We start from the raw sequence: 22,497 nt of genomic DNA on the forward strand, positions 1-22,497 counted from the left end.
GATCATTCGCGAACGAGCATCCTTTTGTTGTGCTCTTACTCTCTATGCCAATCGAAAATGAAAAAGTGACAATTTATTTACACTTTTTTTGCAAAAACACGTTTTTAACACGCCCTTGGTGACCAGCTATCTTGTTATTTACTGTGATCGGAAACGAGATGCCACATGTTCAAGATCATCAAATACCAGCGTGCCTGCCGCTTTTTTAAAATTGAGGTAACTCTGAAGATAGTTATAACGGGCCAGCAATAAATCTGCTTTGGCTTCAAATAACTGACTTTCCGCATTAAGCACATCAACATTGGTACGGGTGCCGCCTTTGATGCTTTTTTTGGTCGCGTGAACCAACATCTCAGCCGAGTTGACCGCCGTTCTGTAGGCTTTTAGTTTGCGTTTGGCATTGGACACCAGATTAAACTGCTGCTGTAATTCCAGTGTTACCTTGTTCGCCGTCTCATCAAACTGTTCTTTGGCTTTATATAAATTAGCTTGTGACTGACGCACGCGCGCCGATGTCGCACCACCTGAAAAAATCGGTACTGTCACTTGCAAACCAACAGAACGGATGGTGGATTCCTGGTTATACGTATTGGTGGTATCAGAGGTATTGTTATTCCAGCTGGCAACTGCATCCAGCTTTGGCAAATGTCCGGCCTGACTGCGTTTTAGCTCCTGCTGTGCCACCTCAACGGCATAACGTTGAATGCTTAATTCGATATTATTTTGTAACGCTATCGCTTCCCACTCGGCTAAATCATCAGTTTGCAGTGGCAGCAGCGTAAAGTTATCCAATAAGGGATCAATGCTTTCTGTTGTTCTGCCCAGGATTTGATCCAAGGCAGCCTGAGCATCACTAACGTTATCCCTGGCTTCCACAATATCGGCTTCAGCCAAATCGTATCGGGCTTGTGATTCCAGAATATCGGTCTTGGTGCCTTCACCGTGTTTATACATATACAGATTGGCCTGCATCTGTTCTTCATAGGCGGCTTTTTTACGTTCTGACAGTGACAACATATCTTTGGCATATAGGACAGCAGCGTAGCGGTTAAACACACGTAAAATCAGTTCTTGATCACGAATGGCAAACTCCTGTTCACTCATTGATGTTTGTGCCACCCCTTGTTTATAACGGGCATAAGCATCAAAGTTAATCAATGGCTGCCGTAGCTGAACCGCAGCGGATTCACTGGCATATTCACGTTTTTCAGTTCGGCTGAATAAACTATTCTGATACTCAATATCCGCATGATTACGAAACCGTGAATAACTGGCAGTGACCATCGGTAATAAATTGGCCCGACCTAATGTTTTGTATTCCTTACCTGCCTGATACGCCTGATAAGCGGCCTTAAAGGTCGGATCATTAGCCCGTGCCAACGTATACGCTTCCACCAAATCTAATGCCTGTGCCTGATGGATACATAACGCCCCCATTACAGCAAGGTAAACAGCTTGTCTCCATAACGTCATATTCACTACTCTTCGGTCATGGACAGTTTCAGACGATCAATAAACGGCTTGAGCAGATAATTCATCATGGTTCGCTCACCGGTTTTAACAAACATTTCTACCGGCATACCCGGTTTCACAGTGAGATCCGGCATCATCTCTATACCTTCAGGCGAGACCTTGGCAATCAACTGGTAATAGGGCTCACCGGTTATTTCATCAATCAAACGATCAGCCGATATCTGGGTGACTTCACCCGGTACATGCGGCGTCAGGTTTCGATTAAAGGCGGTAAACATTAACTCTACCGGCAAACCGGCACGCACTTTATCAATTAAATGTACTGGCAGTTGCCCTTCGACAACTAAGGAATCTTCGCTGGGCACGATGTCCATCATTTTAAATCCGGGAGCAACTACCGCCCCTTCAGTGAATACCTTGAGTCCGACCACAATGCCAGAGGCAGGTGCTCGCACCAGCACCTTTTCTAAGTCATAGTCCAGACCGGTTAACTGACTGCCCAAAGCATCGACTTGTCTTTGTACCTCTGACAGCTGCTCCCTGACTTGCTCTTTATATTCCTGCTCGCGACGTAAGCGGCTTAGTTTGAGTTCACTGACCTGACTCTGAGCACGGGCAATATTGCCAATATCTTCTGAAATAGTGGCATTGATTTGTGCCGCGGTTTGCTCCAGTTCCAATAGACGATTACGGGCCACATAACCTTCTTTTTCCAACTCGCGGATGCCTTCGAGCTGTTCGTTAATATAGGTCAGTTGCTCTTCTTTATTTTTACGTGAAGCTTGTAAACCTTTGGTTTGTGAGATTAAGCCATTAATGTTTTCACTGATGGCCGATAACTCACTTTTTAAGGTATTGCGGCGTGAGAAAAACACTTCTTTTTGCGTTTCCAGATAGCTCGTCACCCTTGGGTTATCTGATATTTCAGCTAGCATTGCTGGAAATTCAATCTTGTCCTTATCATCTCGCTCAGCAATCAATCGGGCCTCAGTGGCTTTGGCGATGTAATATTGCACCCGGTTGGTTTCAGCATTGGCCTTCGCCTGAACATTGTTCATTCTGACCAAGACATCACCGGCTTTCACCACCGAGCCCTCTTTGACCAGAATGGCATCAACCGTGCCGCCATCCTGATACTGCACGGCCTTTTTATTGGTAGCGACAGAGACTTTGCCATTTAACGGGACGCCCTTGTCTAAAGGTGCCAGTAAAGCCCAGACTAAAAAACCACCAAATCCAGCCAGTACGATTAACCAGCCCATCCGGGTGTATTTTTGGATATCGGTACTGATGGTTTGACTCACGGCCTCGGGCTGTTGATGACGAGATTCAGACTGTGTTGTACTCATAGATTCGCTCATAGTTATGCTGCCGATGTTGCTTTTGCCGGGGTACTTTTATTTTTCTGTTTATTAGCCAGTGTCGCCATCACCTCTTTGGTCGGACCGAACAGTTGTGCAGTGCCATCGACTAACAGCAGTAACTTGCTGGTTGCCGCTAAAGCATTAGAACGATGGGTAATCATCACAATGGTTTTTCCACGTTGTTGCAGACGTTTTATCGTATTAATCAGCGCCTGCTCACCGGTTTCATCCAGATTAGAATTCGGTTCATCCAGCACCAATAAGGAAGGATCGTCATAAATTGCACGTGCCAGCCCCAGACGCTGCTTTTGACCACCTGAAAGACCAGCACCATCGTCGCCGAGTCGGGTGTCATAGCCCTCTGGCAATCGTAAAATCATGTCGTGCACACCCGCCTGCTGGGCTGCTGAAATCACCTTACTGGGATTCACTTCACCAAAACGGGCAATATTTTCACTGACAGTGCCAGCAAACAGTTCGATGTTTTGTGGTAAGTAACCGATATATGGGCCAAGCTCATGTTTATTCCACTGAAAAATATCAGCCGAATCGAGGCGGACATGTCCCGCTGCCGTGGATGCAATGCCAACCAATGCTCGTGCCAATGTCGACTTACCTGCACCACTGGGACCAATAATGCCAAGCACATCCCCGGGGGCGATAGAAAAGCTGACATTTCTCAGTGTTGGCACTGTTCCACCCGCCGGAATTACCGTGATGGCCTCTACCGTCACCAGACCTTTGGGTTTGGGCAAAGGCATATTCACCTCACGGGCAGGGTTTGCCGTCAGTAGTTCATTAATCCGACCATAGGCACTTTTCGCCCCGCTCCAGGTTTTCCAGACACTCATCAGTTGCTCGACAGGAGTCAGTGCACGGCCCATTAAAATCGAGGCCACAATCATCATGCCTGGGGTGATTTTATCTTCTAGCACCAATAACCCCCCGAGCCCGAGAATAAGTGACTGCAATGACAATCTGACAAAACGGCTGATGGCAGAAATGACGCCTGACTTTTCACTGGCATCGCCCTGTAATAATAAAAAACGACATTGCAGTTTGTACCAACGTGACATCAGGTTGGGCAGCATGCCCATCGCTTCAATCACTTCTGCATTACGTAAATTATTGGTCGCCAGATTATTCGCTGCGATGGACGCTTCATTCGCTTCTGATAAAGGCTTTTTAGATAAACGTTCATTAGCAATAGCCAAGGCAATCAATGCTAATGAACCAAACAAGGCAAAGAAGCCCAGCGAGGTATCAAACAGAAAGATGATAAACAGATAAATGGGAAACCACGGCGCATCAAAAAAGGCGAATAAGGCATTGCCGCTCATAAACTGGCGGATACTGGTCAGGTCTTGCAGAAACTGGCCGGCATTGACACCGGCTCTTTTCAAACTCTGTTCAAATGCCGCGGTGTACACCCGTTTATTCAGCATCATATCGAGCTTGGCAGACACCCGGATCAACACAAAACTACGTACAAACTCCAGACCGCCCAGCACTAGATAAGCACCCACCACCATCACGGTCAGCATTAATAAAGTCGACTCATTACGACTGGTCAGCACTCGATCATAGACCTGCAACATATACAGCGACGGCGTCAGCATCAGAATATTCAAAATAGCACTGAAAATCCCCACCGTAATAAACACGGATTTAAAGGCGAGCAACGACTCGGCGATTTCATTCTTTGTAGTTTTAAGCGGCTTCTTCACCATGGTCACCTTCATTTTTGTTGCGTGTTGTCAGAGGGTTTGCCTCTTATGAGCGATAGTCTTCTACGTAGACAAAAAACCATTCAGCGTAATATTCCTTATCCTCAAACTCCTGGTAGATAGGCCGAAAATTTTTCTGCTTGAAGGGTTTATCACCGGACAGACTATTAATGCCCATCACCCCGCCACTGGGGGCGACAACAATGCCCCAGCCTTCCCGTTGTGTCATAGGATCGATATAAAGCTTTCTCAGATAACGTTGTGGTGTAGGAAACCTGTCGTCATATAACAAGGCTTCCAAATTGGGCGGATACTGTTTCACTACGCCCGGTGTGGCGTTGTAATAACGACCAATGGCTTTACGGATGGTGTCACCGACTTTTAATAATTCCTGTTCCCGCTGACGCTGAACCACATCACTCCAACGGGCACTTGCCTGGGTTAACACGTAACCGGCAATCACCAGCAAACACAGCATGCCAAGCAAGATAAAACCTTGTTGCTTACCACTCGGCATACGGGGTTCCTTCCGAGGAGATCAACTCTGAGCCGCTATAGACATTGGCAATATCGCCTTCGTAATAACTGTCTTTGGGTGGTGTAAATACCCATGTGTCACGTCGTTCAGTAATGGGGTCTACCGGCACTTCACGTAAATAACGCCCTTCAACCAGTTGCTCAAGGGTGTCCGGATAGGCATTTCTGTCGGCAAAATATTGGTCAATCGCACTACGCATGACGATCAAATCATGACGTAGCACTTTTTCTTTTGAACGATCTATAGAGGCGAAATAACGTGGCGCCACCAGACTCAATAAAATGGCGATAATGGTTAATACCACTAATATTTCCACTAAGGTAAAGCCTTTATTCGTCTTCATTACCATTCCTTGTATGGCTGTTGATTAATACCCATTCCATTGGATAGTGAGTACACGTCGTACACATCATCACCGGCAGATTTATCCTCAAACGAACTTTCGTAACTACGTAATCCCCAGGTTTCGGCATTACTTAAACTGGGATCACTGGCAAACGGATCACGTGGAATACGTCTAAGGAAATAGATCTTTTTGTGTTCCGGATCTTGTGCATCTTCGACACCATCCACCAGCATTTGCAGGCTTTCCGGATAGCCCGAGGCGTCATCAGAGAGTTCAATTCGTCCGTCATCCACCGCTTGTTTATAGGCGTCAATCGCATCGCGTATTTGCCAGAGCGCCCGCTTTAGTTCCTGCTCTTTATTACGTTGAGCACTGAGTTGCACTAAAGGCGCTGCGGAGCTGACAATCAGCGCTAATAAAGTGAGCGCCACTAACAACTCAATTAATGTGAAACCCTGCTGTTTTCTGTTTCCAGGCATCTTGATTACATGCCTCCATAGCTATCTTTTTGCAGGATTTGATCAGCAAACTCCTGAGCTGTTTTGGCGTTATCGCGTTGCTTTTCGTCATCTGTGGGCACCACAGGCGGTGGCGCTGAAGAGTAAGCAGGTTGATACGCAGGCTGAGGCTGTGGCATGCCTCCATACTGACCCTGCCCATTTTTCGCAGAATGGTTAATCCCAGATGGGAAAGCGGTATACACCGAGTTTGCCGGCACAATGTTATGCAGAATGCGTGGGGTAATTAATAAGACAATCTCGTTTTTCTGTCTGTCTTTATTCTTATCGGTGAAGAAACGACCAATAAAGGGCAAACCCGATAAACCTGGTACTTTGTAGTCGGTATTGGTCTCATCATCTTTGAATAACCCTGCCAGAATCTGCGTTTCACCATCTTTTAAAGACAAGGTGGTATCAGCATTACGGCTACCAATCGAATAGGCCACCACGCCACTACTGGAGGTAATTTGGTCAATGATATTACTGACTTCCAGTTTGACCTTAATCGAGACTTGATTCTGAATCAGGATAGTCGGTTCCACTTCCAGTTTGATGCCCACCTCAATGTAACTGACCGACTGGGAAACAAAGCCCGTTGAATTCGACACACTGGTTAATACCGGCACTTTATCGCCAACATGGATCTTGGCTTTATCACGGTTTTTCACTCGTATTTTCGGGTTGGCTAATAGATTGGTATCGGTGTCTTTTTGCATCAGGTTTAATGCCAGCACCGGATCGGTCACCGTGAACACCCCCATGCCGGAATTAAATTCTTTCAGCTCGGCCAATGTCAGCCGCCCATCGACATCATCTTCACCACGCACACCCAGCGCAGCCGAGGTAGGATAACGAATGCCAATCTCTTCCAGATTACGGCGATTGACTTCCATCACCTCCACTTCCAGCATCACTTCTGGTTCAACCAGATCCTGAGAAGCAATCAGTTTTTCAGCGGTTTTTATCGACTCCAGACTGTCTCGCATCACCAGCGTATTCAGCTTTTCATCAACGTAGACATCTTCCACTTTTAATACCGTTTGCAGCAAAGCCAGGGCTTGTTTGGCATCCATATTGTTCAGGTAAAAGCTGCGTACATATAACTCTTCGTATTCCTGACTACGGCTTAATGGATAAATCAGAATGGTGTTTTCATTCAGGATTTTTTTACCCAGTTGATTTGTCGTCAGAATGGTGTCAATCGCTTCTTTGATAGGCGTATCACGCAGCATAATGCTGGTTTGCATGGCATCGCTGAGTTCACGGTCAAAGGTGAAATTTAAATCCCCTGCTTTGCCGATATACTCAAAAACCGATTTGATAGGGGCATTGTTAAATTCCAGACTGACAGACTTTTTAAATGCCGATTTGATGTGTGGCACCGCAGTGACTTTCTCAATGGCCTGCTCATCGAGCTTTTCAAATAACTGTCTGGCCGCTTCATTGGTTGAGTCTTCCGCCAGCACCACACGCACTAAGCTACGAGCAGTATCAAAGTCCTGTTTGGCAAATGCCTGTTCGGCACTTTGTATGATGGTTTCGTGTTTTTGGGCACTCGCCACTTTTTTCAATCCATTCAGGGCGCGTTGATTTTCGGGTGCCAGTGCCAACACCTGATTAAAGGTTTTCTCAGCCACTAATGGTTGATGGTTATCCAGTGCCGTATGAGCGGACTGTAACAGCCCGGCGATTTTCATCTCCTGCTGCAGTTTTAAGGTATTGCGATATTCCGGGTTAAGCGGGTATTGCGTGGTTAACTGTTTTAATTTGGCAATGCCTTCATCCACCTGTCCATAAGCAATCAATCGTTTTGCAGCGATAAACTCGGCATCGGTGTATTGCTGCTGTTGCGTCTCCTGCATACTGCTACAGCTTTGCAAACACGCTAAAGCCACCAGCAGTGCTGAACGTCTTATTATCCGTAACCTTTTTTGATCCCTAGCTATTCTCAAAGTACTGCTCCAATTTCAACACGAATCTGTGTCTGTGTTGGTAAGTTGAGTAAAATCATTTCTGTTGAATGAATCGCTTTCACCTGCCACACCTTTTCCAGCGTATCGCCTGCCCGCACAACGTAGTTTTCACGTCCATTGGTCAGAAATACGCGCATTTCTCCATCTTCAATCAGCTTGCCTACATAGGTGTATGGGTTTACAGGGGGTGCCGGCGGTCTCGGTGCCACGGCAATGGGCTGGCTTTCCTGCTTTGCCTGAGGCAATGCAAATAAATCAACCGGCACATCAATGATTTTTTTTCGTAAGGTAAAACGGCTGTTGTTATCCGCCTGGGCAACAACAAATGTCTCTTGCGTCTGAACGGCTTGTTTCTGAATCTGTTGTGTCTGTTCGCTTTGTGTTTGTACATGATCAGGTGCTACCACAACGACTTCGGTCATATCGTTATCTGGCTCATCATGCAGTTCAACAAACACCACCAAAAGCAATGTCAGTGCTAAACCCACCCACACCAAATTGTCTTTCAGCTTCTGCATCAGTGTTTACCATCCGCTTTGGTGTAGAGCACAAACTCGATATTGGCTTTCACCTGCTCGCTACGCATATTGTCACGTTTAAAATTAATATGGCTTAGCGCCATGCTTTGCTGACGGTTCATGATTTCCGTCACCACATTTCTAATCGCTGGATAGGCACCTTCCAGAGGAAATTTGATGTGATAAAGCACCATGCTCGATTGCGGGACTTCGCGTGTTGAGTAATCAGAACGGTTCAGTTTTAAGCCATGCTGTTCAATCACCGTTAATACATCAGCGATGTTTTTATTGGCCTGTGTTTGCTCAGGCAAGGCCTGATAAAAACGTTGTGTGATCTGAGTGGATCGTGGTTCAGGTTGAATATCGACAGGAGTATGTTGAGCCAAATCATCAATCGTTAATCGCAGTTTTTCTGCCTGCTCATTATTAGCCTGAATCATTATTGAAATCACGATACTGACCAGCAATAACCCTACTGCCAGATTGCCTTGCCAACCCCACTGCCTAAGCTGGTAAAGCAGCCATTGTCCGTAATGTTCCATCATGACTTTTTGCATCAGTGCTCTACCCACGTCACTAATAACTCAAACTGTGTGGCCTCTTTGCCATCGAGACGAACTGATTCAGTCGATAACAAGCTTACTGAGCTCACCATGGCTTGCTTTTTTAATTCGTCGATATACGTCAGGATCTCATCCACTGGAGAGGTAATCGCGATGATCTGCACAGTGTTTGTCTTCGCATTAGGCTCAATAGAAACCAGATTGATACTGTCCAACCGAGATTCTTCTAATACAAAAAACAGTTGCGACCACGGACGCACAATCTCATTAATCGCCACATTCACTGCATCCAGTTCCGCCTGTTCACGTTCCGATAAAGGCTGTGCTGTCGATTTAGAGTCTGTGGTACGGGTGTAGCGGGCTTTTTCCTGTTTTAATTCCGCCAGTCGGGCATTGCTCTGCTGTAAAAAGAACAGACTTAACAACACCAGTAACACCGCCACAGATAATAAAAATGATGCTAGCGGCTTGGGTGCGGATGTATGCAGACGGTGATTAAGATGAATCGTTTTCATGAGGCAATTAACCTCGCTACCTGAGTATCAGGCTGTTCCTTGGCAAATAACTTTGACGATGGCAGGCGAATAATGCGGTAACTGCCGATTTTTATGGCACTGGATACAGAGATATCTGGCCAGTGTAATAACATGACTTGTTCATATCGTTGCTGCACGGCTTTATCAAAGACGCTATTGATCAGACGTTCACGTTGAATCAACAGCTCAATCTGACCGATCACATCACTTTCTTGCTGTACGTTTTTAAGCCATAACCACTGACCTTCTGACATCAGCCCCAGACATAAACGTCCATCACTAATCACTGTCAGCCAACACAAACTTTGTAACTGCTGTGATTTGATCACCGCAATCGCGTCATTCATTACCGACATCAGATACGGCTGGATGCTAAGGAGTTGGATGGCTAATGAGGCGAATATTTCATCAATCGTCTGAATGAGTGGTGTCGGTATCGCACTGGCGACAGCAGGCTGACCGAAGCCTGACGGACTGATGGTTTTATTCCAGCTTTTCACCACATCGCCATAGAGACTGACAAACAGATGTTGCAGATACCCCTGCTTTTCTTCATCAGTCTTAATGACCGGATTCCAGGGCAGAACGGCATAACGTACAAAACTGTTGGCTAAAACAACGCGAGCCGTTTTTGCCTGCCAACGCGCTTGACTGAGTGTGGTATGAAGCACCTTGGCAAGATAAGCTACCTCCACATCCCTGTGGTCGACAGCCTTTTTCATCATAATTTTCTGTTGATCGATACAACGTGTTTTACCGGCGACACCTTTAAAGCGTCTGATAACAAGACTATTCGGCCGAATACACACATTCAGCTCATCGGTCATAACATTAAGCCAATGTGGTAACACGATTAATCTCCTCTAGTGTCGTCTCACCATTTTTCACCAGTAACAATGCCGCTTCACGCATTGTTCTGGTGCCATTGGCATAGGCTGCCTCTTTGATTTTTCTCACCGGTTGACGCGTAACAATCAGTTCGCGGATTTCATCGTTAAAGCACAATAATTCGGCAATCGCTTTCCGGCCTTTGAATCCTAATCCGTGACACTGACCACAACCTTGTCCTTTTTTAAAACGAAAGTTGCTTATCTGCTCGGCGTTTAAGCCTGACTTTTCTACCAATGCTGCATCTGGCTTATCCTCTGTCAGGCAATGTGGACAGTTCACCCGCACCAGTCGCTGTGCCAGGATGCCATTCATGGCCGAAACAAAGTTATAAGGATCCACCCCCATATTGGTGAAACGGCCAATCACATCAAATACATTGTTAGCGTGCACAGTGGTTAACACCAAGTGACCGGTCAACGCTGATTGCACGGCGATTTGTGCGGTTTCATTATCACGAATCTCACCGACCATGATTTTGTCTGGATCATGACGCAGAATAGAACGTAAACCTTTGGCGAAAGTCAGTCCTTTTTTCTCATTGACGGGGATTTGCAATACACCGGGTAACTGATATTCGACGGGATCTTCAATGGTGATGATTTTGTCGGTGCCGTGATTAATCTCAGAAATAATGCCATACAGCGTGGTGGTTTTACCGCTACCAGTTGGCCCTGTTACCAACAACATGCCGTAAGGTTCTTCAGCCAATAAACGAAACCGCGCCATAATATCGGGAGCAAAACCCAATATTTCTAAACTCAGTCCCTGAGCTTCTTCACTTAATGCTTGTCTGTCTAAAACCCGTAAAACCGCATCTTCACCCAACACACTGGGCATAATCGACACACGTAAATCAATTTCTCGCCCCAATGCCATCACTTTAAAGCGGCCATCCTGGGGGATGCGACGCTCAGCGATATCCAGATCAGACATGACTTTGACACGGGAAATCACTTGCTCTGCCTGAGCCAATCCCTGAATGCCACCAACATGACTCAATACACCATCAATACGGTATTTTACTTTAAGCCCGTTTTGATCCGTTTCCAGATGCACATCACTGGCACCGGCTTTTAACGCATCATATAAAGTCGAACGTACAAACTTCACAATCGGGCTGGTATCTTCGCTGATTGAGCGTAAGGAGATATCTTCTATACCCTGCTCATCCTCATTACGCTCAGCATGGTGCTCTGATACATCATCACCTAAAGCGCGCATATTGGCTTCATGATGAGAGAGATAGACGTTTAAATCTTCGGTATGCGCCAGGGCCCAGGTGGCAGACTCATTGACCAGCAAATCTAATTTGGAATAAATAGTGGCATCGAAAGGATTGGCATGAACCAAATATAAAGCATTGTTTTTATCCCGAACGGCGATACAAGCCAGCTTTTCTGCCTGCGTAAAGGACAGCACATCAAAATCAGGCTGCAACTGATAGAGTCGAGAAATCGTTAACACCGGATAACGCACCAATAAACCCAGTGCCCGTACAAAGATATCAGGAGCTAACTCGCTGACTTCTTCCAGCACCTTAAGTAGAGGCTGCTTAGTTTGCTGTGCCAGTTGCGTGGCTTGATTTAACTGCTCTACGGTCAGCGCATCGACCTGAATATCCGTCTGCATAATAGGCGTGTCATGATAGGCCGTATTCATTGAATACTCCCTGCCAATTCAAAAATCGGCATATACATCAGCACCACGACTAAGCCCACCACCAGACCAATAATGATCATCAAAGCCGGTTCGAGTAATTTGGTAAACCATTCAACCGCACGGGCAATTTCATCATCGTAGAACACGCCAATGCGTTCCATCATGTCGCCCATCTGTCCGGTACGCTCACCCACCCGTAACATACGGACAGAAATCGAGGTGGTCATGCCATGTAATTCCATGGCGTTAGATAAGGGTTTACCTTCTTTCACATCATTAGCCACCAGCGCTAATTTGCTACGTAATAAAGGTTGTAATAACGAGGAGACCATCTGCATAGCCGTAATCAGTGGAATACCACCACGCAGTAACATACTTAATGTTCGGTAAAAACGGGCAAGCTGGTAGATTCGCAGCGTTTCACCCAGTTTCGGAATTTGCCAGACTTTCGCCATAACAAAACGGCGTACAAACGACCGCGTCAGCACATAACTCATTACGGCAATACTGGCGATAAACACCATAAACGCTTCACGTCCATGGCTGTGTAACAACTGGCCCCAGCTCAATAATAACTGTGATAACCAAGGCAGATCCGCATTGGTGCTTTCATAAATCACACTGAATTTGGGTACGACATACCCCAGTAAAAACAACACCACCAAACCGCCGACCACCAGTAATAACACCGGATAAATAGCAGCAGAGACAATTTTCTTTTTCATTGCATCGACTTGGGACTGATACGCCACATGTCGACTTAATGCCGTTGTCATATCCCCCGTACGTTCACTGGAACGAATCAGGGCTATATATAAAGGAGTAAACACCTCTGGTACTTTTTCCAGAGCTGCAGATAACGGTTGTCCATCAAATAAGGCGGCTTTGATTTGGTTCAATACCGCTTTTGACTCGGCATGAGTTTCTTTCTCAGCTAAGGCTTCAATGGCCTCAACCAGACTGAGTCCGGACTCAAGCAATGCCAGTAATTCCTGGCTGAACAGCATCACATTGAATTTAGTTTTTTTTAATTGAGGCAAACCCAAAGACAATGCCCCACTTTTTTGTTGATTGATAGAAAGTACGTGATGGCCCTGTCTTTCTGCCAGATAACGTGCCTGATTGGCATTACCGGCTTCTATCTCTATCAGCCTGACAGCACCATCATGGATGACTTTCATCGTAAAAATCATAAAGTCAGATACCTAACGCCAGCTCACAATGTCTGCCGCCGTGTCTTTACCACCGCTGGCACCATCGCTGCCTAATGACCACAAGTCATAGTCTGCATACTGACTATGTGTACCCGGCATCTGATAAAAATACGGGTTATCCCAAGGATCGTTTGGTACGTCTTTTTTAAGGTATGGCCCTTGCCATTTACGTTCATTATTCGGGGGTGTATTGAGTGCAGCCAGTCCCTGTTCTGTTGTTGGATAATGGCCTACATCCAAACGGTATTGATCCAAGGCTTTACCTAATGCTTCAATCTGCGCACGGGCCGTTTTCACTTCGGACTTACCAATTTGAGCAAAATACTTTGGTCCAACATAACCGGCTAACAAACCGATAATGACCATCACCACCAAGAGTTCTAACAAGGTAAATCCGGCTTGATGGTGTTTCTGTTTTAAATAAATAACAACGTCTGGCATAACAATAATCTCAACGGGTGACCAGTAAGAAAAAAAGAGGATGTACCCAATGGGTACACCCTCTCCATTCACTTTTATGCAAACACTTCAATGTCAGATGCGCTTAATGAAGTCACACCTGTCAAAGTAGCAAATTGCACAGCAGCACCAGAGCCACTGCCATCCGCGTCATAGCTCAATGCACCCGTTGATGTGTCGAATAACAAGAAGTCATTCGCATCACCAGCAGCTGCACCTACACTACAAACAAGATTATCAGCAGTGAAACTACCTGCTGTTAGAGACGTAAACTGATCGATATTGAGTGCGATTTTATCTACCCCACTCAAGAAATCAGTAATGGTATCGATGCCAGTCAAATTAAATGCAGTATCTACATAGGTTTGAACTTCATCGTCATCGCCAGTCACGACTTGCTCATGGACCTGACCAAACACGAAAGTATCCGCGCCATCACCACCAGTCAGCGTATCGTTACCACCGTTACCGACGAAAACATCATCCTGCGTTGTACCGATAAAGGTATTGTCATTACCATTACCTTCAAAACGCAGACCATTTGCAGTTACACCAGAAGCATCAACAACGACATTATCGATGGTACCGCCATTGTTACCCAGGCTATTGTCTAAGTCATCGACAGTACCGTTGGCAGCAAAATAGTAGTGGTCATTCAACATTTGCAATGCATCATTTTCCACATTTAATTGGTCTACTGTGCCACCCACTTGAACGACTTCCATTCCTTGGAAATTAGCGTCATTTAAAACGATAGTACCGTTAGCTTTTGTATCTGCACCGACACCCGTGGTAATACGTAATGTATCGACACCATCACCGCCCACGATCAGATCGTGTTCAGCACCTGTTGCAATCCATTCCTGATTACCATCATCAGCCGCAGAGGTTGTGCCTGAGTTACCAGAACCGAAACCACCAACAAGGAAGATATCATCACCTTCTTCACCGTAGAGGCTATCGGCACCACTTTGACCAGCTAAGACATCATTGCCGCCACCGCCATAGTAGGTGTCGTCACCAGAATGCATGGTGCCGTAATCCACACCTTCACTACCGTAGACAGTTTCAGAAGCACCGGCTGTTTCGTTACCACCATCTACACGGGTAAAGCTACCTTCTTCACCTTCGCTAGCATCGTAGATGATGTCGACGTTGTGGAACATATTAGCCACAGAATATTCATCTGCAGAAAAGCCTGCATAGTCATATTCGACTTCCTCAGCACCGACAATATCGTCTTCAGGCTCAAACTCTTCTTCCTCATATTCGAGTTTGATAGTGACAGATTCAGACTCACCACCTGCTGTACCAAAGATATGTGTACCAGGATTTAATTCACCTAAGCTAAGTGATTCACCATTTTCTTCCAGTTGCTCAGAAGACAGGGTGATATTGACACCATCACTTAACTCAATGCGTTCAATCCCACTAAAACCAATTGACTCTGAGAAGTCACCGCTTTCTGTGAATTCCATCGTATCAGCTGCGTTATACCCCGCAATCGTAGTGGCAGCAGTATTGATTTCAGATGAACCAGGACGAGTCACAATATTCAGACGCACATCCGTTTCAGTCTGCTCTGCAATCTCCAGGCTATCTAATGCGACGAATTGACCAGTCACATTGTCGTAAACAATAAAACCAGCTTCTTCGTTATCTTCTTCAGCTTCTGTGACATCAGTGTATCTGGCAGCGTTACCATCATTATCAAGTGCTGATGTAGAACCTGCGATGCTTACCGATGGTGCTTCTTCATCATCGTCATCGTCGTCTTCTAATTCTTCATCATCCTCAACGACTTCTTCTTCGTCGTCTTCCTCTTCTTCGTCATCGTCGTCCATATAGTCGTCGGCATCGGAGAGAACGAAAGTATCATTTCCTGCACCGCCTAATAAGAGGTCATCTGATGTTGCAAAGTAAACGTTACCGTCAACGGTTTCGTCACCAGCGGTGCTATCTCCGCCTTCAACATAATCATTACCTTCACCGCCATGCATGATGTCATCGCCAGCACCACCGATGATCGTGTCATTTCCAGTGCCACCGACCAATAGATCATCGCCATCGCCACCAAAAAGACCGTCGTCGCCAGCACCACCAAAGGCGACATTATCACCATTACCAGTGTCAATAGTGTCTGCGCCATCACCACCTAAAATGATATCGTCACCATCTTCACCTAGGAGTGTATCTTCACCAGCGCCACCAACAATAATGTCATCACCAGCGCCACCAAGCACAATGTCATTTCCACCTGTGGCATAGATGAAATCGTCACCGTCATTACCTTCAATGAAATTATCTAAATCATTACCGACAACAAAGTCATCATCAATGGTGCCGACATAATCCGTTTCAGTTGCATCAAATATTTTTATAGCCATCGTTGTATTCCTTCCTAATATCCGTTTATGAATAGTGCGGTGTGCATGCACACCGCACTATTCCTCTATTTCAGTTATTTAAACTATGGAACAGTCGCACCTGGAGGAGCGTAACCATCGATCGCTATTTCTTTGAATGTAGTTTCTTCCTGAGCAGTTTGACGTAAACGAATCGCCCCAGTTTGTACCCATGTACTTGGAGAACTTGAGTCACAAGGTGCCTCAATATAGGTAAAACCTGAAAGAGCGTTCGTTGAACCATCATCATCTGCAAAAACAGTATCTGCGGTAAAGTCAACCCAGTTACTATTAACTACAGCATCCTGCGTTGCTAAAGTCGTACTAGCTGCAGTGGTTGCATTAATAGGCGTGTTCTCACCAGTAATTGCCGCAGTCACACTGTTCTTGGTCGGCAGATCAAGATAGTTCGTGCCATTGAGCTCTTTATTAGCTAACGTGTCATATTTGTATGCCCGATGCTGCACCGAAGTAAATGTACGTCCAACACGATAAACAGGTGAAGTATTTCCTGTAGCACTAAAAATGGTATAGCCAACATTCACTGTTCCTGAATCAGCAAAACCGCCACGGGCAATATCATTAATTTCAAAATACTGTGTGCCACTAGTGTCACTATCATGATCAGCATTAATCATGGTTACACGAGTTCCAAAAATGCACATCGTTTTAGCTGCATTTCGCCAAACCCGATCTACGATTGTGCCAATATTTCCACTGCCACCTGTAGTAGCAGGAATAGTGGTAGTACGAACCCCTGCGGGCAAATATCCTGCTACAGGTGATGCTGCTTCACTTGATGGTGGCGATACATAACAAGTGTTATTGCTTGTTGAAGAAGGCTGATTTGCTGTTGCAATCGGATATGAACCAAAATTTCCTTTTACATCATCAGCGGTGCTTGGAGGTACAACCCTGCCATCGTTATAACAGCTTGTATAGGCTGAACTGCTAAACCCCGTATCGGGTAAACCTACCAAACCTAAAGCGCTTGCCTGCGTTGCAGTCAATCCTAATGCTGCAAGCATGCTGAGTTTTAACGTGCTGTGTTTCATAACTGTCTCCTTACGAGCTACAATAAACAGGCATTTGTGGCTGCCTGTATCACCCCTTCATTTCAAGCGTCACTAAATTTGCCAATTTCTACGCTTGAATATGAATTCTTTCTGGCAGTCACAAATGTCTGCCTCTATCCATGTATCTACTTTAAATTTTCTAATAGTGACTCTTGCAATTACGGCAATGTCGCACCTGGTGGAGCGTAACCATCAACAGCAATTTCTTTCAGTGAGGTAACTTCTTGCCCTGTTTGACGTAATCGAATAGCCCCCGACTTCACCCATGTGCTGGGTGAACTTGAATCACAAGGTGCCTCAATATATAAAAAAGATGACAGTGCAAATGTATCGCCACTATCATGATCTGCATATGTTGCCCTTAGTGTGAAATCAACCCAGTTACTGTTCACTACTCCATCTTGTTTAGCCAATGAAGTACTATAGGGAGGGGTTGTACTGGTTTCACCAGTAATAGCTGCCGTGACACTATTTTTAGTTGGCAAATCTAGATAATTAATACCATTGATTTCTTTATCTGCTAAAAAGATATAGCCATATGGACGATGCTGAACAGAGGTAAAAGTTCGTCCCACTCGATAGACAGGTAAAGTATGGCCGGTTGTACTAAAAATGGTATAGCCAACATTTACTGTTCCAGACTCAGCAAAGCCACCTCTTGCAATATCATTTACTTCAAAGTACTTGTATATGGAGCTGCCATTAGTATGATCAGCATTAACCATCGTCACTCTAGTACCAAAAATACACATTGTTTTAGCTGAATTTCGCCAGACACGATCTACGATTGTGCCAATCATTCCACTACCGCCGGTATTAGATGGAATATCAGTTGCTCTAGCAGCTATTAGGTAATAACCTGAAACTGGTGAACTCGCTTCACTCGATGGTGGTGCAACATAACAAGTGTTATTCTTCGTCGTCGAAGGCTGGTTAACTGATGCAATTGGATACGAACCAAAATTCCCTTTCACATCATCCGCTGTAATGGGCGGTACAACCCTGCCATCGTTATAACAACTTGTATATGCCGAACTACTAAAGCCAGTATCCGGCAAAGCAATCAAACCTAAAGCGCTTGCCTGCGTTGCAGTCAGTCCTAATGCTGTAAGCATGGTGAGTTTTAACGTGCTGTGTTTCATAACTGTTTCCTTACAAGTTATCTACAAAAAAGTATTCCAATTTACCTAATCAAACTGCCAGTTAAAGCTTAACCACGCGGCTCTGGGGGCACCGGGAGCAATAAAGTTAGTACTCAGCCAATCATTGGAATTGTGGTTATACCCATCTGGACCAATTGCACCATTCACACTGGGTGAGAATGGATTACGCCCCAAACGTCCTGCTGAGTAATATTCTTTATCAAAAATATTATTAATCAGCAGGCTCGCCGTCATAGTGGGTGTGAACTTATAGCTGGTTTGAAAGTTAAATGTAGCGTAGCCAGGCAACTCACCTTTATTAGTCATAGGTTTTCGCTTTACACCATCATTTCTGGTCTGTACTTGACCTATTTCATGCTCATTATTTTCGTTACCACGTACATAACTACCTGAGTGCATCACGGTAGTGAAGCCGACTTGCCATTTTGGTGTTACTTCATAAGTTACAGTGGCATTAAGGTTATGTCGTGAAACACCTGGCATGGTGTCACCTTTATCAACAGTGATGACTTGAGCTCCTATCGTTTTGTCAAAAACAGCTGAACCATTATCATCACTAATCATCACGAAGGGATCTTCAAAAGTCGCTTCTGTTAGGGCATAGTTAACACTAAAACCCCATTTGCCTTTCTGACCAGAAAGTCCCGCTTCGATACCACGACGACGTGTATTACCAATCGTGTCATAAAAACCGGAGCCACCACCAATAGCTACAAAATAGATATCGTCTTTCAAATCTGTTTGATAGGCACCTAAATTCCATTGAAGATTTTCACCGATAATACCTCTGACACCGATATCATAGGATGTAGCTTTTATCTGAGGTAAATACGGGTCGCCAGACAGTGTATTAGGTAGGTAACAGGTTCGTTTTTCCAATACGCTTTTGGGTATTTCGTATGTCCCACCTTGACCATCTGAATAATATTTACCTGTTGGCGTATGATCTGCCGCACAACCTAATTCGATAACACTCGGTACTCTCGTACCCTGTGACCAATTTGCATAGACATTTAACGTTTCTTTTGCTTGCCAGGTGGCACCGATTGAGGGATTAAACGAGTAATAGCTAAACTCTTCCGTTTCAGGTTTTTCTACAGTGCTATCCAAATTGTAGCGTTTAAAATTGGTATCAACACCAGTACAATCGCCATCCGGACATACATTATAGTAATCGGGATACCCTATTAGATCCGTGACTGAGTAATTAGCACCATAACGACCATATCGTGTAGCTATTTTATTTTTTGTTTTGGTGTCGTTATAGCGCCCTGAAAAATTGAAATTCCATGTTTCCACAGGACTCCAAGTCTCACTAAAGTAAATACTTTTAGTTGTATTTGTTCCACTAAAATTATTATTTTCAAGTGGGTCAAAGGCTGCAAGGAACTGTGGATGTGCATTATCAGGATCTAGATAGGCTTCACGATTTATCGTAAAAAAACCAAGTCTCTGACTATTACGATACTCCGCACTGGCATCATCAATTGACAACCCCACCATAAACTTGTGTTTATCCAGGTTCCAGTTAAATTGAATGGAAGCACCATCCGTATTTTGTGTGATTTGGTTATCGGTGATAATGGCTGTGGGCGTCCCTTCGACATAGCCCGATGCATTTAAACCCGCACCATCTATATAAACAGGATTACCCGTATCAGGATCCGTAATCTCATAGTTATTAGCAGTTGCCCGCGTTTGACTACATACATCTTCATTCAGCGCTGGCAAAAACATAAGGTAATTTTTTGAAATTACCCCATTCTCATCTTTAGTAAAGAAAAAGTTTAGATCTGAATGAACAACTCCAGAAGGCTCACTACTTGCCCGCTTTAAATCATAAACTGACTGCAAAGCGTCATAGGAAACCTGACCATAATAATCTGAACTTGCCGACCCTGTTGGAGGAAAATACTTCTCGCCGGCCCTATCGTATGTAGTCGCCTCTTGAAAATTCTTGAACTGTTCAAATACCCCTCGAAGTGCTTTCACATAATCATCAGGAAGCTCGGTATTCTTGTTATCCGCGTATTTTGCTTCAAAGTCTTCTCTACTCAAACTGTACGGATCATCATAAAGAAAAAATGAACCAGCATTATCAAAAGTAAACTCATCCCTGACATCGGGCTCATAATTATCAATAGCAACTACATAATAATCCGGTAGGTTATATTCATTTGAGCTGTTGTATAAACAGGTATATTGTTCACCATCAGTAGGTAAACGTTTTGCAAGCAATTCTTGATCATAATCCGTCACCACATCAGACCCAATCTGACGCCGATCACTATTTCGTCGATAGACCTGTGCAGTTACGCTGAAGGTGTCATTAACTTGGTAAGCACCTGAAAGTTGAAATTGTTGCAAATCATTATCTGTTTTGTCTGGAGAGGTAAAGACGCTTTCTCTATCATCTTCGTATTCTTCAACAGGGCTTAAGCCATTACCCACTAATTTTGTTTTTACCAGCAAGGTGCTGAGATTCATGTCTATCTTGTCACCACGATAGCTAGCTTTACCAAACACTTGATTGACTTTACTGGGAGAGTTGTCACGCCAACCATTTTCATCATGAAAACTACCAGCACCATAAAAAGCGATAGTGCCGTTATTCCAACCTTTATCCACTTGCAATTGTTTTCTATCGAATGAGCCCGCTAAAAGTTGAACATCGCTTTTTGTATAGTTAAAACCATCTTTAGTTTTGACAGTAAATGCGCCCCCCAGAGTATTCAGACCGAAAATCGGGTTTGACCCGGGAAATACATCCACACTTGAAATGGCATTCATTGGGATCATGTCCCAGTTGACGACATCACCAAAAGGTTCGTTAACACGGATACCATCAAAGAAAACGCTCAACCCTTGAGGTGTACCTATTTGTGGGCCCGCCGTGAAGCCACGATATTGGATATCCATCTGGAACGGATTACCTTGGTAATCATTAACTGTGACACCTTGAAGCTTCTGATTAAACAAATCAGTCATGCTTAAGGCGTGGGCCTCTTTGATATCTTCTGCTGTTAAGCTTTGTACGTTGCCTGGAATTTCGTCTTTGGTAAGCCCAAGACCTGGCAGCGGTCCGACTTCATAAAAACGTTGTGCTCTGACTTTAACGGTGTCCAGAATTAGACGGTCATCACCAAGAGCAGGTAATTCTTCTTGGCCTGGCACCAAAAAATAGCCACCATCAGTATCATCAATAGCTTCGAGGCCACTGTCGTTTAATAATTTCTGGAACCCTTCTTCAACAGAATATTCACCATGAAGACCTTGGGTTTCTTTTCCTTCTGCCAAAGCAGGGTCAAAGGTTAATCTCACACCATTTTCGGCTGCGTAATTTGAGATGGCTTTGCCCAAAGGGCCAGCAGGAATGTCAAAACGTTTGACCTGTTCAGCCTTGTTATCTTCAGCCAGGGCAAGATGATTGATTGACATGGTAGCTACCATGCTCATCGTGGCGATGGATAAACAACGACATAGTTTTTTCTTAAGGCACACTTGGCCCTTTGCTTGCAGTTCCAATATTTCTCTCCGACTAATAATTATTATTTTTTTGTTGTTCTTATTAGGTATGCCAATCGAGAATTGGAAAGTGACAATTATTTTTTAGACTTTTTTTAAATTGGTTTGCAAAACATTGATTTACCAGTCTGAATACGGTGTGCCTTTTGATGACATAAGCCGAGAGCTACTTCGGACATCAGTAATCACGTCGTCAGTTTCTGCCTGTCTTATTAATTCCCAGGTTTCGTGACTATTGGTGATGGGATCGGCAGGAATGTGTCGCAAATAGCCAGTATCAACAAGTTGCTCTAGTGAGTGAGGATAGGTATTCATGACACTGTGGTATTGGGTGATAGCACTACGCATCACGATAAGTTCATGACGGAGCACATTCTCTTGTGCAGTGAGTTGGGTATCCGTGGTTTCGTAATTATTGATGAATACAATAACAATGATGCTAAGCGTGACGAAGATAACGAGAAGTTGATATATCGAAATCCCGAATTGCCTATGCTTCTGCTTGTTTTTAATCCCCTTCACTATTTTTGATGTCCTTTTCTTTTTTATCAGTCACATTCATTAGCT

Annotated in this window: 19 protein-coding genes; all 19 read right to left on the bottom strand. The window is 44.7% G+C overall.

Features of this window, described 5'->3' with window-relative positions; translation table 11 throughout:
- Nucleotides 1-138 precede the first annotated feature (138 nt).
- A complete protein-coding gene (locus AC13DA_RS11740; protein WP_284451907.1) occupies nt 139-1,473 on the bottom strand; it encodes a TolC family outer membrane protein in 1,335 nt (444 codons plus the stop codon).
- A 5-nt stretch (nt 1,474-1,478) separates the two neighbouring features.
- The gene (locus tag AC13DA_RS11745) at nt 1,479-2,822 is read right to left on the bottom strand and encodes an HlyD family type I secretion periplasmic adaptor subunit (RefSeq protein ID WP_284451908.1); all 1,344 of its coding nucleotides are present in this window, start codon (nt 2,820-2,822) and stop codon (nt 1,479-1,481) included.
- Between the two features lie 14 nt (nt 2,823-2,836).
- Nucleotides 2,837-4,567 (bottom strand): type I secretion system permease/ATPase, encoded by a 1,731-nt coding sequence (locus tag AC13DA_RS11750; protein WP_284451909.1) that lies wholly within the window; start codon nt 4,565-4,567, stop codon nt 2,837-2,839.
- 43 nt (nt 4,568-4,610) lie between these two features.
- Nucleotides 4,611-5,081 (bottom strand): type II secretion system protein, encoded by a 471-nt coding sequence (locus AC13DA_RS11755; protein WP_284451910.1) that lies wholly within the window; start codon nt 5,079-5,081, stop codon nt 4,611-4,613.
- Entirely contained in the window at nt 5,068-5,445 is a 378-nt protein-coding gene (locus AC13DA_RS11760; protein WP_284451911.1) for a type II secretion system protein, read from the bottom strand. The genes AC13DA_RS11755 and AC13DA_RS11760 overlap by 14 nt, the downstream gene beginning before the upstream one ends.
- Nucleotides 5,445-5,927, bottom strand: coding sequence for a type II secretion system protein (locus AC13DA_RS11765; RefSeq protein ID WP_284451912.1), 483 nt, complete (start codon nt 5,925-5,927; stop codon nt 5,445-5,447). The genes AC13DA_RS11760 and AC13DA_RS11765 overlap by 1 nt, the downstream gene beginning before the upstream one ends.
- A 5-nt stretch (nt 5,928-5,932) precedes the next feature.
- A complete protein-coding gene (locus tag AC13DA_RS11770) occupies nt 5,933-7,810 on the bottom strand; it encodes a type II and III secretion system protein (RefSeq protein ID WP_284451913.1) in 1,878 nt (625 codons plus the stop codon).
- A gap of 86 nt (nt 7,811-7,896) precedes the next feature.
- Nucleotides 7,897-8,439: a hypothetical protein gene (locus tag AC13DA_RS11775; protein WP_284451914.1), complete on the bottom strand. Its 543-nt coding sequence runs from the start codon at nt 8,437-8,439 to the stop codon at nt 7,897-7,899.
- Nucleotides 8,439-8,996: a hypothetical protein gene (locus AC13DA_RS11780; RefSeq protein ID WP_284451915.1), complete on the bottom strand. Its 558-nt coding sequence runs from the start codon at nt 8,994-8,996 to the stop codon at nt 8,439-8,441. The genes AC13DA_RS11775 and AC13DA_RS11780 overlap by 1 nt, the downstream gene beginning before the upstream one ends.
- Nucleotides 8,996-9,517, bottom strand: a complete 522-nt coding sequence (locus tag AC13DA_RS11785) for a hypothetical protein (RefSeq protein ID WP_284451916.1) — start codon at nt 9,515-9,517, stop codon at nt 8,996-8,998. The genes AC13DA_RS11780 and AC13DA_RS11785 overlap by 1 nt, the downstream gene beginning before the upstream one ends.
- On the bottom strand, nt 9,514-10,389 hold the full coding sequence (locus AC13DA_RS11790) for a hypothetical protein (RefSeq protein WP_284451917.1): 876 nt from the start codon (nt 10,387-10,389) through the stop codon (nt 9,514-9,516). The genes AC13DA_RS11785 and AC13DA_RS11790 overlap by 4 nt, the downstream gene beginning before the upstream one ends.
- Nucleotides 10,370-12,088, bottom strand: a complete 1,719-nt coding sequence (locus tag AC13DA_RS11795; RefSeq protein WP_284451918.1) for a GspE/PulE family protein — start codon at nt 12,086-12,088, stop codon at nt 10,370-10,372. Before AC13DA_RS11795 ends, AC13DA_RS11790 begins: the two co-directional genes overlap by 20 nt.
- Nucleotides 12,085-13,281 (bottom strand): type II secretion system F family protein, encoded by a 1,197-nt coding sequence (locus AC13DA_RS11800; protein ID WP_284451919.1) that lies wholly within the window; start codon nt 13,279-13,281, stop codon nt 12,085-12,087. Before AC13DA_RS11800 ends, AC13DA_RS11795 begins: the two co-directional genes overlap by 4 nt.
- 12 nt (nt 13,282-13,293) lie before the next feature.
- A complete protein-coding gene (gene gspG, locus AC13DA_RS11805) occupies nt 13,294-13,743 on the bottom strand; it encodes a type II secretion system major pseudopilin GspG (RefSeq protein ID WP_284451920.1) in 450 nt (149 codons plus the stop codon).
- 74 nt (nt 13,744-13,817) lie between these two features.
- Nucleotides 13,818-16,148 (bottom strand): calcium-binding protein, encoded by a 2,331-nt coding sequence (locus AC13DA_RS11810; protein ID WP_284451921.1) that lies wholly within the window; start codon nt 16,146-16,148, stop codon nt 13,818-13,820.
- Nucleotides 16,149-16,231: 83 nt separating this feature from the next.
- Complete coding sequence (locus AC13DA_RS11815; RefSeq protein WP_284451922.1) at nt 16,232-17,221, bottom strand: hypothetical protein; 990 nt, start codon at nt 17,219-17,221, stop codon at nt 16,232-16,234.
- 179 nt (nt 17,222-17,400) lie between these two features.
- Complete coding sequence (locus AC13DA_RS11820) at nt 17,401-18,384, bottom strand: hypothetical protein (RefSeq protein ID WP_284451923.1); 984 nt, start codon at nt 18,382-18,384, stop codon at nt 17,401-17,403.
- 45 nt (nt 18,385-18,429) lie between these two features.
- Nucleotides 18,430-21,930 (bottom strand): TonB-dependent receptor, encoded by a 3,501-nt coding sequence (locus tag AC13DA_RS11825; RefSeq protein WP_284451924.1) that lies wholly within the window; start codon nt 21,928-21,930, stop codon nt 18,430-18,432.
- A gap of 120 nt (nt 21,931-22,050) precedes the next feature.
- Nucleotides 22,051-22,452 (bottom strand): type II secretion system protein G, encoded by a 402-nt coding sequence (locus AC13DA_RS11830; RefSeq protein ID WP_284451925.1) that lies wholly within the window; start codon nt 22,450-22,452, stop codon nt 22,051-22,053.
- Nucleotides 22,453-22,497 lie beyond the last annotated feature (45 nt).

The organism is Methylophaga sp. F-2, from assembly GCF_056859315.1.

Coding starts and splice junctions, on each gene's coding strand:
- AC13DA_RS11740 (WP_284451907.1), bottom strand. CDS start 1,473: ATGACGTTATGGAGACAAGCTGTTTACCTTGCTGTAATGGGGGCGTTA.
- AC13DA_RS11745 (WP_284451908.1), bottom strand. CDS start 2,822: ATGAGTACAACACAGTCTGAATCTCGTCATCAACAGCCCGAGGCCGTG.
- AC13DA_RS11750 (WP_284451909.1), bottom strand. CDS start 4,567: ATGGTGAAGAAGCCGCTTAAAACTACAAAGAATGAAATCGCCGAGTCG.
- AC13DA_RS11755 (WP_284451910.1), bottom strand. CDS start 5,081: ATGCCGAGTGGTAAGCAACAAGGTTTTATCTTGCTTGGCATGCTGTGT.
- AC13DA_RS11760 (WP_284451911.1), bottom strand. CDS start 5,445: ATGAAGACGAATAAAGGCTTTACCTTAGTGGAAATATTAGTGGTATTA.
- AC13DA_RS11765 (WP_284451912.1), bottom strand. CDS start 5,927: ATGCCTGGAAACAGAAAACAGCAGGGTTTCACATTAATTGAGTTGTTA.
- AC13DA_RS11770 (WP_284451913.1), bottom strand. CDS start 7,810: ATGCAGGAGACGCAACAGCAGCAATACACCGATGCCGAGTTTATCGCT.
- AC13DA_RS11775 (WP_284451914.1), bottom strand. CDS start 8,439: ATGCAGAAGCTGAAAGACAATTTGGTGTGGGTGGGTTTAGCACTGACA.
- AC13DA_RS11780 (WP_284451915.1), bottom strand. CDS start 8,996: ATGCAAAAAGTCATGATGGAACATTACGGACAATGGCTGCTTTACCAG.
- AC13DA_RS11785 (WP_284451916.1), bottom strand. CDS start 9,517: ATGAAAACGATTCATCTTAATCACCGTCTGCATACATCCGCACCCAAG.
- AC13DA_RS11795 (WP_284451918.1), bottom strand. CDS start 12,088: ATGAATACGGCCTATCATGACACGCCTATTATGCAGACGGATATTCAG.
- AC13DA_RS11800 (WP_284451919.1), bottom strand. CDS start 13,281: ATGATTTTTACGATGAAAGTCATCCATGATGGTGCTGTCAGGCTGATA.
- gspG (WP_284451920.1), bottom strand. CDS start 13,743: ATGCCAGACGTTGTTATTTATTTAAAACAGAAACACCATCAAGCCGGA.
- AC13DA_RS11810 (WP_284451921.1), bottom strand. CDS start 16,148: ATGGCTATAAAAATATTTGATGCAACTGAAACGGATTATGTCGGCACC.
- AC13DA_RS11815 (WP_284451922.1), bottom strand. CDS start 17,221: ATGAAACACAGCACGTTAAAACTCAGCATGCTTGCAGCATTAGGATTG.
- AC13DA_RS11820 (WP_284451923.1), bottom strand. CDS start 18,384: ATGAAACACAGCACGTTAAAACTCACCATGCTTACAGCATTAGGACTG.